General features: G+C 56.3%; 12 protein-coding genes, 2 tRNA genes and 3 rRNA genes. 5 read left to right on the forward strand and 12 right to left on the reverse strand.

Features of this window, described 5'->3' with window-relative positions; translation table 11 throughout:
- Window positions 1–235: 235 nt before the first annotated feature.
- The 5 genes from rrf to EXZ61_RS13740 form a co-directional block, all read right to left on the reverse strand.
- Window positions 236–348: ribosomal RNA gene (gene rrf / locus EXZ61_RS13720) — 5S ribosomal RNA — on the reverse strand.
- Window positions 349–510: 162 nt separating this feature from the next.
- A 23S ribosomal RNA gene (locus EXZ61_RS13725) occupies window positions 511–3389 on the reverse strand.
- Between the two features lie 388 nt (window positions 3390–3777).
- Window positions 3778–3853 (reverse strand) — tRNA-Ala (locus EXZ61_RS13730).
- Between the two features lie 61 nt (window positions 3854–3914).
- Window positions 3915–3991, reverse strand: a tRNA-Ile gene (locus EXZ61_RS13735).
- A gap of 109 nt (window positions 3992–4100) precedes the next feature.
- A 16S ribosomal RNA gene (locus tag EXZ61_RS13740) occupies window positions 4101–5637 on the reverse strand.
- Together the 16S, 23S and 5S rRNA genes with 2 tRNA genes alongside form the textbook arrangement of a ribosomal RNA operon.
- A gap of 215 nt (window positions 5638–5852) precedes the next feature.
- On the opposite strand from EXZ61_RS13740, the gene EXZ61_RS13745 reads away from it, so the two are divergent.
- Together EXZ61_RS13745 and EXZ61_RS13750 are read left to right on the forward strand one after the other, a co-directional pair.
- On the forward strand, window positions 5853–6074 hold the full coding sequence (locus tag EXZ61_RS13745; protein ID WP_142812301.1) for a hypothetical protein: 222 nt from the start codon (window positions 5853–5855) through the stop codon (window positions 6072–6074).
- Between the two features lie 39 nt (window positions 6075–6113).
- Window positions 6114–6914: a ParB N-terminal domain-containing protein gene (locus EXZ61_RS13750; RefSeq protein ID WP_142812302.1), complete on the forward strand. Its 801-nt coding sequence runs from the start codon at window positions 6114–6116 to the stop codon at window positions 6912–6914.
- Window positions 6915–6969: 55 nt separating this feature from the next.
- On the opposite strand, the gene EXZ61_RS13755 is transcribed toward EXZ61_RS13750, so the two are convergent.
- The 7 genes from EXZ61_RS13755 to EXZ61_RS13785 form a co-directional block, all read right to left on the reverse strand.
- A complete protein-coding gene (locus EXZ61_RS13755; RefSeq protein WP_142812303.1) occupies window positions 6970–7521 on the reverse strand; it encodes a YbhB/YbcL family Raf kinase inhibitor-like protein in 552 nt (183 codons plus the stop codon).
- 160 nt (window positions 7522–7681) lie between these two features.
- Window positions 7682–8602 carry a helix-turn-helix transcriptional regulator gene (locus tag EXZ61_RS13760; protein WP_142812304.1) on the reverse strand — a complete coding sequence of 307 codons (921 nt, stop codon included), beginning with the start codon at window positions 8600–8602 and terminating at the stop codon, window positions 7682–7684.
- A gap of 19 nt (window positions 8603–8621) precedes the next feature.
- Window positions 8622–9086: a DUF3299 domain-containing protein gene (locus EXZ61_RS13765; RefSeq protein ID WP_237219189.1), complete on the reverse strand. Its 465-nt coding sequence runs from the start codon at window positions 9084–9086 to the stop codon at window positions 8622–8624.
- A 126-nt stretch (window positions 9087–9212) separates the two neighbouring features.
- Window positions 9213–9455 (reverse strand): hypothetical protein, encoded by a 243-nt coding sequence (locus EXZ61_RS13770; RefSeq protein ID WP_142812306.1) that lies wholly within the window; start codon window positions 9453–9455, stop codon window positions 9213–9215.
- Window positions 9456–9481: 26 nt separating this feature from the next.
- Entirely contained in the window at window positions 9482–10693 is a 1212-nt protein-coding gene (locus EXZ61_RS13775) for an ABC transporter permease (RefSeq protein WP_142812307.1), read from the reverse strand.
- Window positions 10690–11433 carry an ABC transporter ATP-binding protein gene (locus tag EXZ61_RS13780; RefSeq protein ID WP_142812308.1) on the reverse strand — a complete coding sequence of 248 codons (744 nt, stop codon included), beginning with the start codon at window positions 11431–11433 and terminating at the stop codon, window positions 10690–10692. The genes EXZ61_RS13775 and EXZ61_RS13780 overlap by 4 nt, the downstream gene beginning before the upstream one ends.
- The gene (locus EXZ61_RS13785) at window positions 11430–11960 is read right to left on the reverse strand and encodes a Fur family transcriptional regulator (RefSeq protein WP_142812309.1); all 531 of its coding nucleotides are present in this window, start codon (window positions 11958–11960) and stop codon (window positions 11430–11432) included. Before EXZ61_RS13785 ends, EXZ61_RS13780 begins: the two co-directional genes overlap by 4 nt.
- Before the next feature lie 222 nt (window positions 11961–12182).
- Between EXZ61_RS13785 and EXZ61_RS13790 the strand changes: the two genes are divergently transcribed.
- Genes EXZ61_RS13790 through EXZ61_RS13800 form a run of 3 tightly spaced genes read left to right on the forward strand, consistent with a single transcriptional unit; the run spans window position 12183 to window position 14136 of the window.
- Window positions 12183–12413 carry a hypothetical protein gene (locus EXZ61_RS13790; RefSeq protein ID WP_142812310.1) on the forward strand — a complete coding sequence of 77 codons (231 nt, stop codon included), beginning with the start codon at window positions 12183–12185 and terminating at the stop codon, window positions 12411–12413.
- Window positions 12410–13180 carry a metal ABC transporter ATP-binding protein gene (locus EXZ61_RS13795; protein WP_142812311.1) on the forward strand — a complete coding sequence of 257 codons (771 nt, stop codon included), beginning with the start codon at window positions 12410–12412 and terminating at the stop codon, window positions 13178–13180. The genes EXZ61_RS13790 and EXZ61_RS13795 overlap by 4 nt, the downstream gene beginning before the upstream one ends.
- A 38-nt stretch (window positions 13181–13218) precedes the next feature.
- The gene (locus tag EXZ61_RS13800; protein ID WP_142812312.1) at window positions 13219–14136 is read left to right on the forward strand and encodes a metal ABC transporter permease; all 918 of its coding nucleotides are present in this window, start codon (window positions 13219–13221) and stop codon (window positions 14134–14136) included.
- Window positions 14137–14160: the final 24 nt, after the last annotated feature.

Genomic DNA, 14160 nt, shown 5'->3' on the forward strand with positions numbered 1-14160 from the left:
GACTACTTGTTCATGACTCCATTCACTCGAACTTTGGAGCCTCCTCAATTCCCGGAGGTGTTCACCCACATCCGTGGGAAGTAGTCATGCTGACAGTACGAGACCATTTGGAAGTCCCACTGGACGTACGTAGCATTAAGAGCCAATCTGGCTGAAGTACGGAGAGAGTTCGTTATGGGAGTTTTTGGTCAAAAAAAAACGCCCCCTGATCACAGGGGGCGTTTTCGGTTGAATAGCCTGACGATGTCCTACTTTCACACGGGGATCCGCACTATCATTGGCGCAGAGTCGTTTCACGGTCCTGTTCGGGATGGGAAGGAGTGGTACCAACTCGCTATGGTCGTCAGGCATAACTTTTTGTCATCTTGATGTGGAATGAACCAGTCAAGACAACCAATTTATAGAGCTAATCAGCTTCATCGATTTAACGAACCTGTGTACTTGCGTACTGTCAGGATTTTTGAATGCGTCAACTTGGCATAACTTCCTTGATCTAACGATCAAAGTTATAGGGTCAAGCCGCACGAGCAATTAGTATCGGTTAGCTTAACGCATTACTGCGCTTCCACACCCGACCTATCAACGTCCTGGTCTTGAACGACTCTTTAGGGGGCTCAAGGCCCCGGCAGATCTCATCTTGAAACGAGTTTCCCGCTTAGATGCTTTCAGCGGTTATCTCTTCCACACTTAGCTACTCGGCAATGCCACTGGCGTGACAACCGATACACCAGAGGTGTGTCCACTCCGGTCCTCTCGTACTAGGAGCAGGCTTCCTCAAATCTGCAGCGCCCACGGAAGATAGGGACCAAACTGTCTCACGACGTTTTAAACCCAGCTCACGTACCTCTTTAAATGGCGAACAGCCATACCCTTGGGACCGGCTACAGCCCCAGGATGAGATGAGCCGACATCGAGGTGCCAAACACCGCCGTCGATATGAACTCTTGGGCGGTATCAGCCTGTTATCCCCAGAGTACCTTTTATCCGTTGAGCGATGGCCCTTCCATACAGAACCACCGGATCACTATGTCCTGCTTTCGCATCTGCTCGACTTGTCAGTCTCGCAGTTAAGCACGCTTATGCCATTGCACTATCGTCACGATGTCCGACCGTAACTAGCGTACCTTCGAACTCCTCCGTTACGCTTTGGGAGGAGACCGCCCCAGTCAAACTGCCTACCATGCACTGTCCCCGATCCAGATAATGGACCTAGGTTAGAACCTCAAACACACCAGGGTGGTATTTCAACGTTGGCTCCATAAGATCTAGCGACCCTACTTCAAAGCCTCCCACCTATCCTACACAGATCTGTTCAAAGTCCAATACAAAGCTACAGTAAAGGTTCATGGGGTCTTTCCGTCTTTCCGCGGGGAGATTGCATCATCACAAACATTTCAACTTCGCTGAGTCTCAGGAGGAGACAGTGTGGCCATCGTTACGCCATTCGTGCAGGTCGGAACTTACCCGACAAGGAATTTCGCTACCTTAGGACCGTTATAGTTACGGCCGCCGTTTACTGGGACTTCAATCAAGAGCTTGCACCCCATCATTTAATCTTCCAGCACCGGGCAGGCGTCACACCCTATACGTCCACTTTCGTGTTTGCAGAGTGCTGTGTTTTTAATAAACAGTCGCAGCCACCGATTTTTTGCAACCTCATTGGGCTCCAGGAGTAAATCCCTTCACCTACTAAAGGCACACCTTCTTCCGAAGTTACGGTGTCAATTTGCCGAGTTCCTTCTCCTGAGTTCTCTCAAGCGCCTTAGAATACTCATCTCGCGCACCAGTGTCGGTTTGCGGTACGGTCGTGTGTAGCTGAAGCTTAGTGGCTTTTCCTGGAAGCAGGGTATCACTCACTTCGGCTGCAAGCAGCCTCGTTATCACCCCTCATCTAAGCCCGGCGGATTTACCTACCAGGCACGACTACAGGCTTGAACCAACATATCCAACAGTTGGCTGAGCTAACCTTCTCCGTCCCCACATCGCACTACACATCGGTACAGGAATATTGACCTGTTTCCCATCAACTACGCATCTCTGCCTCGCCTTAGGGGCCGACTCACTCTACGCCGATGAACGTTGCGTAGAAAACCTTGCGCTTACGGCGAGGGGGCTTTTCACCCCCTTTAACGCTACTCATGTCAGCATTCGCACTTCTGATACCTCCAGCACGCTTTACAACGCACCTTCACAGGCTTACAGAACGCTCTCCTACCACTTGCAATAAATTGCAAATCCGCAGCTTCGGTAACTGGCTTAGCCCCGTTACATCTTCCGCGCAGGACGACTCGATCAGTGAGCTATTACGCTTTCTTTAAATGATGGCTGCTTCTAAGCCAACATCCTGACTGTTTTAGCCTTCCCACTTCGTTTCCCACTTAGCCAATTTTAGGGACCTTAGCTGGCGGTCTGGGTTGTTTCCCTCTTGAGTCCGGACGTTAGCACCCGGTGCTCTGTCTCCCAAGCTGTACTCGTCGGTATTCGGAGTTTGCATTGGTTTGGTAAGTCGCCATGACCCCCTAGCCAAAACAGTGCTCTACCCCCGACGGTAATACTTGAGGCACTACCTAAATAGTTTTCGGAGAGAACCAGCTATTTCCAAGTTTGTTTAGCCTTTCACCCCTATCCACAGCTCATCCGCTAGTTTTGCAACACTAGTCGGTTCGGACCTCCAGTACCTGTTACGGCACCTTCATCCTGGCCATGGATAGATCACTTGGTTTCGGGTCTACACCCAGCGACTAATTCGCCCTATTCGGACTCGATTTCTCTACGGCTTCCCTATTCGGTTAACCTTGCCACTGAATGTAAGTCGCTGACCCATTATACAAAAGGTACGCAGTCACCCTTGCGGGCTCCTACTTTTTGTAAGCACACGGTTTCAGGATCTATTTCACTCCCCTCCCGGGGTTCTTTTCGCCTTTCCCTCACGGTACTAGTTCACTATCGGTCAATGATGAGTATTTAGCCTTGGAGGATGGTCCCCCCATATTCAGACAGGATTTCTCGTGTCCCGCCCTACTTTTCGCAAGCTCAGTACCACACAGGTCATTTCACGTACGGGGCTATCACCCGCTATGGCCAGCATTTCCAGGCTGTTCCGTTATGTCTTGTGCTATCACTTGCAGGCTTCTCCGATTTCGCTCGCCACTACTTTCGGAATCTCGGTTGATGTCTTTTCCTCGAGCTACTGAGATGTTTCAGTTCACCCGGTTCGCCTCGCATACCTATGTATTCAGTATGCGATACCCCTAAGGGTGGGTTTCCCCATTCGGAAATCTCCGGATCAAAGCTAATTTGCCAGCTCCCCGAAGCTTATCGCAGGCTATCACGTCCTTCGTCGCCTATCATTGCCAAGGCATCCACCATGTGCTCTTATTCACTTGACCCTATAACTTTGACTTCTCTTGCGAGATTTAAAGTTGTTTTCAAGGAATGTTTGATTGGTCTTTCACCAATCGCGTTATGCCGTAAATGACGCCGCCTCTTACTTTCGTAAAAAACTCGTCTAACTTACTTTCGAATTTCAAACAAAGTTTGATATTCATTTTGACGCAATCAAAAATTGTTGCTAACAACTACGCAAGGCACGGTCTGCACTAAACCTTTACGAATGTGCAGTTTCCTCACGCAGCTTAAAGTTAGCAACGCTGATTAAACTCTATAAATTGTTAAAGAACAGCCGATTGATCAGGTAATCCCGATCAACAACAAAGCAGCCTCTTTCGAAGCAACTTTGGTGTTGATTAATACTAATCAGATAAGAAATTAAAAGATTGGTGGAGGTGACAGGACTCGAACCCGCTACCTACTGCTTGCAAAGCAGCCGCTCTCCCAGCTGAGCTACACCCCCAATTCCGCAAGGAATTCAAAATCTTAGCCAGAAGGCGTTGGATGACGCTCTTGAACGACATTGGTGGGTCTGGTTGGTCTCGAACCAACGACCCCTGCGTTATCAACACAGTGCTCTAACCAACTGAGCTACAGACCCAAGCCGGTCACTTTTTACCAAGCCTGAACATGAGTTCAAGTTAAGTCCTCAGCGACAACCTTCCAACAACCGATAAGTGTGAGCGTTCAAATTAAATTGCAGTTTCCAGAAAGGAGGTGATCCAGCCGCACCTTCCGATACGGCTACCTTGTTACGACTTCACCCCAGTCACGAACCCTGCCGTGGTAATCGCCCTCCTTGCGGTTAGGCTAACTACTTCTGGCAGAACCCGCTCCCATGGTGTGACGGGCGGTGTGTACAAGACCCGGGAACGTATTCACCGTGACATTCTGATCCACGATTACTAGCGATTCCGACTTCACGCAGTCGAGTTGCAGACTGCGATCCGGACTACGACTGGCTTTATGGGATTAGCTCCCCCTCGCGGGTTGGCAACCCTTTGTACCAGCCATTGTATGACGTGTGTAGCCCCACCTATAAGGGCCATGAGGACTTGACGTCATCCCCACCTTCCTCCGGCTTGTCACCGGCAGTCTCATTAGAGTGCCCAACTAAATGTAGCAACTAATGACAAGGGTTGCGCTCGTTGCGGGACTTAACCCAACATCTCACGACACGAGCTGACGACAGCCATGCAGCACCTGTGTTACGGCTCTCTTTCGAGCACGAAGCTATCTCTAGCGACTTCCGTACATGTCAAAGGTGGGTAAGGTTTTTCGCGTTGCATCGAATTAAACCACATCATCCACCGCTTGTGCGGGTCCCCGTCAATTCCTTTGAGTTTCAACCTTGCGGCCGTACTCCCCAGGCGGTCAACTTCACGCGTTAGCTTCGTTACTGAGTCAGTGAAGACCCAACAACCAGTTGACATCGTTTAGGGCGTGGACTACCAGGGTATCTAATCCTGTTTGCTCCCCACGCTTTCGTGCATGAGCGTCAGTACAGGTCCAGGGGATTGCCTTCGCCATCGGTGTTCCTCCGCATATCTACGCATTTCACTGCTACACGCGGAATTCCATCCCCCTCTACCGTACTCTAGCTATACAGTCACAAATGCAGGTCCCAGGTTGAGCCCGGGGATTTCACATCTGTCTTATATAACCGCCTGCGCACGCTTTACGCCCAGTAATTCCGATTAACGCTCGCACCCTACGTATTACCGCGGCTGCTGGCACGTAGTTAGCCGGTGCTTATTCTTACGGTACCGTCATTAGCCCACCGTATTAGGGCAGACCGTTTCGTTCCGTACAAAAGCAGTTTACAACCCGAAGGCCTTCATCCTGCACGCGGCATTGCTGGATCAGGCTTGCGCCCATTGTCCAAAATTCCCCACTGCTGCCTCCCGTAGGAGTCTGGACCGTGTCTCAGTTCCAGTGTGGCTGGTCGTCCTCTCAGACCAGCTACAGATCGTCGCCTTGGTGAGCCTTTACCTCACCAACTAGCTAATCTGATATCGGCCGCTCCAATCGCGCGAGGCTCTTGCGAGTCCCCCGCTTTCATCCGTAGATCGTATGCGGTATTAGCACAGCTTTCGCTGCGTTATCCCCCACGACTGGGCACGTTCCGATATATTACTCACCCGTTCGCCACTCGCCACCAGGATTGCTCCCGTGCTGCCGTTCGACTTGCATGTGTAAGGCATGCCGCCAGCGTTCAATCTGAGCCAGGATCAAACTCTATAGTTCGATCTTGAATTTTTTGCTCTCTCGAGCCACTCATAAATTGGAATCGACGTGATTTTCTTTGACGAATTTCACATCTTTTTTACTTCATGAGCGTTTGTATGTCAGTTAAGACATAGTTCCGAAGAACTTGGCAATCGCCTTCAAACGCCCACACTTATCGGCTGTAAATTTTTAACGAACCAAGCAGTCTTTCAACTACCTTCTTTTAAGACGCTGTGATCAGCGAAGCCTTGAATTATATACCGCTCTTTTTCAAAGAAATACAAAAGATCGCACTTTTTGAAAAAATTTCCAAAAAGATGGGAATCAACGAGAAAGATGGCAACCGAAGCGGGGTTCGCATTCCTAAATGGCCCGGATGCCAACACCCAAGTAATCAAGCGGTCGCGCCGCGCGCAATCAGCGACATCAACGACCCCACTGACCTCCACCAATAGAATCGTCGGATGCGCCAGTGCGCCTTACTCGAATGTCCCATGTCCATCCTCATCAATCAAGACCTCCTCGCCTACATAGATCCTTTAACCCCCGATGAATACGAAGCTTTGGAGCGCAGTCTACGCAGCGAAGGCTGTCGCGACGCATTGGTTCTGTGGGGTGACGTCTTAGTGGACGGACACAATCGCTACAGTATCTGCACAAGGCACGGTATTCCCTATAGGACGATCCAAAACGAGCAGTTCAAGTCTCTGGAGGACGTGCATCTTTGGATGATTGACCAGCACTTGGGGCGTCGCAGCGTATCCGACTTTCAACGCGGTGTGCTGGCCCTGCGCAAGAAAGACATACTGGCGTCCAAATCACGTGCGGAACCTAGTGAGAAAACAGACGATACGCAACCATCTGGCGCAGCACCAGCGCAAGACTCACCACAAGAGGCAAACCATCCAGTGCCTAACCTTAGTAGCCGAGAAGCGGTAGCGAAGGCTGCGCGTATCAGCAGCGCCGCCATCACCCAGATAGAAAAGATTCAAAAATCTGCAGCCCCAGAGCTGGTGGCAGCCGTCAAATCAGGCGCAATCTCGATCAACGCCGCAGCAACTGTGGCATCCCTACCCCTCGAAGCGCAAGTCACCGCCGTGGCGGGTGGGAAGAAAGAACTGCAACAAGCGGCGCGGCAAGTGCGCGCCGCCAACGTGGTTGAGCGCACTGAACCGGAAACACCTGAAGGTGTGATTGCCCGGCTGAAGCAAACCGTCATCACACTTCAAGCGGAGAATGCGGCTTTGAAAGCTCAACTAGCAGCACTGAGCCAACCGGCATCCGGCTCCCAATAGGCACGTTCCTCGCACCAGACCCCTGCAAGTAGCCAGCAAAGGGGGGCCAAGCAGACTAGCGACCAAAGCGGGCTGTGATGCTGGCAGTGCCCAACTTGTTAGCGTTCAGCATGTAGCCAATCAAGGCTGCAGAGGCGTCGGCGGGTACTTCGAGCTTGTCGACACCTAAGGCAAACACCGTAAAGATATAACGGTGCGGCTTGTCGCCGGGCGGTGGGCATGCGCCACCAAACTCTTGGCTGCCGTAGTCATTGCGCCCGTGCTTAGCACCAGCAGGCAAGGCGCCTGCTTTGCCAGCCCCGCTGGGCAAGCTGCGCAGCGCTGCTGGCAGGTCATACGCAGTCCAATGCCACCAGCCGCTGCCGGTAGGTGCGTCAGGGTCGTACGCGGTGATAGCAAAGCTCTTGGTGCCCGCGGGCACGTTGCTCCAGCTCAAGGCGGGGGACACATTGCCACCCGTGCAACCAAAGCCTTCAAACACCTGGGCAGAAGTCAACGTTTTGCCATTGGCAATATCGGTGCTGCTCAAGTCCAAGGCATGTGCACTCATTGACACACCTGCGCCAAAACCTACTGCGCACAAAACGGAAATCAAACTTTTCTTCATACAAACTCCTGGTAACAAACAAGATCTGAAATGCCGATCTCTTAAGCCGACACAGGCAGCGCAGATACGCTGTGTGTTGAGCTCAATGTTCCAAGAAAGCGCCTAGGTCAGGCGCTCAAAACGGTGCGTGAAACGCTCACGCACGGCGCAAGCCCATAGTTCACGCGAAGGACACCGCCCCGGGGTCCACGCCGAACTGGGCCACAAAGCCTTTGCTAAAGCTCGCCACCGACTGGTAGCCGCAGGCCAAGGCAATCGACTTCAACGGTTTGCGGCTGGACTGCAGCAAGCCCAAACCGTGTTGCAAGCGCGTCTCACGCAAGATAGCGCGCAAAGAAGTTTCTTCTTGCGCCAAACGCCTGCGCAGCGTGGCACCACTCACATGCAAGGCCAGCTCAAAATCACCCGACGCCCAGTTGCGTGCGGGGGCTGCGGCCACCAGCAAGCGAATGCGCGCTGCCAGCGAAGGGTCTTGTGCATGCAAGAATTGGTCATGCCCGCAGCGTGCCAGTGCCAGCAGCAAGCCCAGCATGGCGTGGTCGCGTTGCGCAGCATTGGGCACCTCACCCATAGGTGCCATGGCGGCCAGATAAGCCCGCACGCCGGGCAAAAGTGCCGTGATGTCCCCGGCGCTGAATGCTTTTGCCAGAGCTGCCGTGCGCGGCGCGTCCGCCCCATGCGCGCCCACCAAGGTCCGCGCCAGCGCTACCACCCGCCATGGGAAGGACAGCACCCATGCGCGGTAAGCCTGGGTGCCGGGAGGGGGCAGGTTTTCAACACCCATGCTGCACGCTTGGTGCAGCATGACGAACTCACCGCAGGCCACTTCAGCGTGCTTGCCGTCCACATCCAGCCGCTTCACGCCTGACAGGGGCACCACCAGCAAGGGCGCGTCCACCTGCACGGCGCGCAGCCGGTAGGCCCGCTGCGCCAGAATAGTCACGTGCTCCGCACCAGACTGCAAGCCCGCTTCTAGCCAAGCGGGCAACGTGGGTGACGCTGCAGACAACACAGCATCGCCTGCGGCCTGCCCTTGTGGCACTACTGCGGGCATCTCTAGCGCTGCGTGAATCTGATTCATGGTGCGATAGACGTGGGTCTTACTTCACCGCCACACCGTCGGTGATGCGGTAATACAAGCCATAGGGGTCGTCATTGAGCACCGCAAACTGGCCCTCAACCACCACGGCTTCCATCGAGTATTTCACCGGCGTTTTGGTTTTGACTTCCACCATGCTCTCTGGCCCGCCGGGCAAGCAAAACGAACAGGTCAAAGGCACCGAACTCAGCAAAAAGTGCTTTTGCTTTTCGCCAGGCTCCAACGGCATCATGAAGCCCTGAATGCGCTGGCTCTTTTGGTTCAAGGCTTGCACGGTGCTTGGGAAGACCGGCAGCACACGGTTTTTTTCCACCTTGGTTTTGATGGTGGTGAGCACCGACCAGGGCAACACATCGGCACGGTCTACCAGTGGAGCGAAGGGACTATTCGGGCTGTGCACTCCTGCGCCCGTGCCAGCAGGAATCGCGCCGCCCATAGGGGAACTCAGCTGCGCAGTTGCGACCATGGGCAAAGTGAAGACCACCACGGCACAGGCCAAAAGTGAATGTTTAAGTGATGTAAAGCGCATAGCGACACCTCTGTAAATAAAACCGAGCATCAGCGGGCCACGTACCCGACAACTTGCTCAAGTTTAGTGCTCATGTTTCATTCCGCAAAATTTGCCAATGGCCAAGCCCTTGCAAGCCGCTTGTAGCTCCTTGTTACACAGGTCTTCGTCTTTGCCAGACTCACGGCACTGCGCTGCGGCCAAGTGGGCAGCGGCCATGGCGCGGTGCTTGGCAACGTCGGCCTTGGTCTCAGCGTCACTCTCTTTTGCTACACAAACCGTAGCTGTCAGCGCACACACCACAAGGGCTAGAAGCATTTTTTTCATAAAACATATCTCCAAGGATTAAACAATTAGCGTGACTGCAAGAGTTCCAGCACGCTCACGCGGTAGGCGCCTATGGCTGGCAACAGCGCCGACAACAAAGAAACACCCAGCGCAAGTAGAGGCACCACGGCCAGCTCTAGGGGCCACACCAAGCCGCCAATGAGCAACGAGTTATCGAGTTTCAAGAACCAGCCCAGTGCTGCGGCAAAGCCCTGCCCCAAAAGCAAGCCCAGCACAGAGGCCACCAAGCCCAGCCACAGTGCCTCACACAGCAACAATGCCGCCACCTTGGCGGGGCCAGCGCCCAGCATGCGCAAGAGCGCAAGATCTGCCCGGCGCTCACGTACCGCACTCAACAAGGCGATGAACACACTCAATCCCGCAGTCAGCAAAAGCACACCAGCAAACGCACGCAGCACATCGGTGCCCAAGCCCAGCATATTGAGCAGCCGGGTAATTTCTAGCGCGGGTGCGGCCGCCTGCATCTCGGTGCTGGTGTTCACATAGCGAGGGAAGCTCACCGCCGCCATGGGAGTTTTGTAGCGCACCAGCGCCATGGTGATTTCGCGCTCCTCTTCCATCACGGCGCGGTCTTCGGCGCTGTCGTCGGGGGAGGCGGTGTAGTCTTCGTGCACCTTCCATACCGAGGCGGTGTCCGTCAAGATCAGGCGGTCCAGCACACTGCCGCTGGGCGCCAAAATGCCCACCACGGTGTACGGGTTGTCACCATGGCTGTGGCCACCTGCCCCCAAGCCATGTGACCCTACAAAACGCATGCCCAGCTGCAAGCCCAACTTGCGCGCCACAGTTGCGCCCACCACGGCCTGCATGGGCTGGGTCCACACCGCGCCCTGAGCCAGTTGCGCGTCGTAATGGCTGATGTAAGCGGGTGAGGTGCCCACAATGCGGTAGGCCTGAAAGTTATCCCCCAAGCTCACGGGGATGATGCTGGCGATCAGCGGATTCTTCTCAAGCTCGCGCACGGCTTTGAGCGGAATGTTGCCCGGCGGCACATCAATATGCAGCACGCCCGACAAAATCAGCTGCATGGGGCTGCCCTTGGCGCCCACCACCACGTCGATTCCCGCCAAATCTCGGTCAAACGCTTTGGACAGCTGAAAGCCCACCAGCATCAAAAACGTGATGGATGCCAGCCCCAGGCTCAGCAGCAGCACATTGAGCCCCGCCGCCAAGGGGCGTGACCACAGATAGCGCCAAGAAATTGCCAAGGTCTTCATACGGTGCCCTCCCCGCCCCTGGTCGAGGACGCCGCTAGGGCAGACCCCGCTTGCCCAGATTGCTCTGCATTAGATAGCGGCTTGCGCAATAGGGACAAGCACTGCAGGCCAATTTGGCCTTGCGAATGGGCACCAATAAGGGTTGCTACGCGGGCGTCGTGGGTGGCGATCACCAGCGTGGCGTGGTGCTGGCTGGCCGTGTTGAGCAGCAAGGCCACGGCATCGGCGGCGGCCTCATCGTCCAAGCTGGCGGTGGGCTCGTCGGCCAGAAGCACACGGGGTTGCAGCAGCACGGCGCGGGCCAAGGCCACACGCTGCGCCTGCCCGCCCGAGAGCTGGCTTGGCTTGCGTTGGGCCAAGCCGTGCACCCCCAAGGCTTGTAGCGCGGCATGGATGCGCGCGCTGTCTTCGGCCAAGCCCGCAGCCCAAAAACTCAAGGCCAAGTTTTGGTACACCGTGAGCGCAGCGCTCAGGTGCAGTTTTTGCGGCAAAAAGCCCACTGCGCTCGCCCGCCATGCGTCAGCCGCTACATTTTTTAGAGCATGCAAAGGCTGCTCGGCCACCACCAAGCTGCCGCTGCTGGGCGCTACCAGTGCAGCCACCAGCGCCAACCAGGTGGACTTGCCACAGCCCGAAGGACCACTGAGCAGCAGCACTGCGCCCTGCGCCACATCCACATCAGGAAACTCCAGGGCGTTGCCGCCGGGGTAGGCGTAGGTCAGACCTTGGGTGCGAATCATGCGGCGGCTCCTGGGGTCGCGCTTGGCGCGGCAAGTGGTACGCCAGTGGCGCAATCCGCGCACACGCCGCGCACCGCCAAGTCCATGTGCATGCCTTGGTAGCCCAAGGCTTGCAGTGCTTCCAGCGCAGTTTGGGCGGCGCGCTCCAAATCTTCGGCATTGGCTTTCAAGGCGCCGCTCAAAGGGCTGTCACGGTGGCAGCTTTGGCACTCAAAGTGCGGAATGGCGTGCACGCTGGGCGGCATGGCTTGGTAGCGGCGCACGCGCTGGCTGTCCACCCGGCACAAGAGCAAGCCCACCTGGGTGAGCCGGTCAATCAAACGGTACAGCGTCACGCGGTCTAGCGCGGCGTCGCCCTCATCGGCCAGCGCAATTTGCAGCTGGGCATGGGTGTAGCTGATGTCAGCATGCGCCAGCAGCAGGCCCAGCACTTTGCGCGCGGCCGCCGTGCGGCGCAGGCCATGGGCCGACAAGAGCGCATCAATCGGGTCCGCAGCAGCGGGAGCAGGTGGAAATTGAGATGCCATGGCGCCAGAGTGGAGAGCAGTGGTTGATAAACTTATTGCAACCAAGTTGCAATAAAAGCAAAAATGCAATTAAGTTGCGATAGACTATATCGCAATCGGGTTGCATTATCACCTTGGTTTGTGACGACTTCGCCATCTTTACAAAGCTGCTCGCCCGCCGCCTAGCCCTTGCTCCTAGCCTTGCCATTGACCTCAATCGCTCATTTCGCCAGCTCCGCCACCATGCAGACACCCATTGCCTTCACCCCACTGCGCCCCCAAACTTTCAGGCACAGACCATCTGCTACACCCGGCAACTTTGGCACCGAACACGATGAGACTGAGGCTGCCCCGGTGCTGCGCTGCAGTGTGATGGCATGGCCTGCTAGCTGGCGTGTGGCGGCAGTGATGCCTGCCTTGTTGGTGCTGTGGCTGGGAGTGGCGTGGGCGCTGCTGGAGGTCGCGCCGCTATGAGCCAGCCCCAGTATCCAACGCCTGTGCTCACGCTGAACAATCTCACGGTGAGCTACCGCCAGCACCCTGCGCTGCAGCACATCAGCGGGCAGCTGCTGCAGGGTTCGCTCACGGCCGTAGTGGGGCCCAATGGCGCGGGCAAAAGTACCCTGCTCAAAAGCATTGCGGGGATCTTGCACGGGCAAGCCTACGCACCCACTGGCAGCCTTCCGCCAGTGCAATTGCACCTACCGCAGCAAGCCGTTGCCTACTTGCCGCAGCAAAGCGAGCTAGACCGCAGCTTTCCGATGGATGTGCGCGACTGTGTGCTCTTGGGTCTGTGGGGGCGTACCGGTGCGTGGGGCACTGCCACAGCAGCCATGCTCAGCCAGGTAGCACATGCTTTGCACACGGTTGGCCTGCAAGGGTTTGAGAGACGCACAGTGGGCAGCCTATCCACCGGCCAGTTGCAGCGGGTGCTGTTTGCCAGGTTGATGGTGCAAGACGCCCCACTCATTTTGTTGGACGAACCCTTTAACGCCGTAGACGCCAAAACCACGCACAGCCTGCTCGCTTTGGTGCAGCGCTGGCACCTGCAGGGCCGCACGGTGCTTGCCGTGCTGCATGACGACGCCGTTGTGCATGCCCATTTCCCGCACACCTTGTTGCTGGCTCGCACCTGTATTGCATGGGGGCCCACGGCACAGGTGCTCACTCCAGACCACTGGGCCCGCGCCCGCGCCATGGCTGAAGCGTGGGATGAGCAAGCGGCGCTGTGCACCGTGTAGCCCGCATCACCCACTCTCACTTCCTCTTGCTAAGTCATATGGACTATCTCCTTGCCCTTGTGTGGGACACCGTTGTCGCTCCCTTTTCTGAGTTTGCGTTCATGCGCCGCGCCTTGGTGGCCACGCTCGCACTGGCATTGAGCGCTGCGCCTTTGGGCGTGTTGCTCACGCTGCGGCGCATGAGCTTGCTGGGCGACGCACTCAGCCACGCAGTGCTACCGGGGGTGGCCATTGGCTACATGGTCAGCGGCTTGTCGCTCACTGCCATGGCTTTGGGCGGTGTGCTCGCAGGCATGCTGGTGGCGGGCATTGCCGGGGCCGTGAGCCGTTTCACCACACTCAAAGAGGACGCCAGCTTGGCCGCCATTTACCTGGTGGCGCTCGCCCTGGGCGTGACGCTGATCGCCAGCCACGGCACCCAACTCGACCTGTTGCACATTTTGTTTGGCAGCGCGCTGGGCGTGGACCGCGCAGGCTTGCTGCTGGTGGCTTGTGTGTCCAGCGCCAGTGTGCTGGCCTTGGCGCTGATGTATCGCGGGCTGGTGCTGGAAACCTTTGACCCCGTGTTCTTAAGCGCCCACCACCGCAAGGGCGGCACGCTGTGGCAACGCTTGCGCCACGGCAGCTGGGTATGGCAACAAGGCTTTTTGATGCTGGTAGTAATCAACCTGGTGGCGGGCTTTCAAACCCTGGGCACGCTCATGGCGGTGGGCCTCATGATGCTGCCCGCTGTGTCGGCCAAGCTCTGGCATGACACCTTGCCGGCCCAACTGCTCAATGCCAGCGGCCAAGCGGTGGTAGCGGGCGCGCTGGGCCTGCTGCTGTCTTACCACTGCGACACGCCCTCGGGCCCCACCATCATTGGCTGCGCCGGTGCTTTGTATTTTGCTTCGCTGCTCGTGGCACCCGGCGGCTACCTGCCGCGCGTGCTTCGCCGCCCGCACCGTGTGGCTTAGCCGCACCGCCCACACAAATACCAC

It is taken from the genome of Rhodoferax aquaticus (genome assembly GCF_006974105.1).
In the GTDB taxonomy this organism is placed as follows: Bacteria; Pseudomonadota; Gammaproteobacteria; order Burkholderiales; family Burkholderiaceae_C; genus Allorhodoferax; species Allorhodoferax aquaticus_A.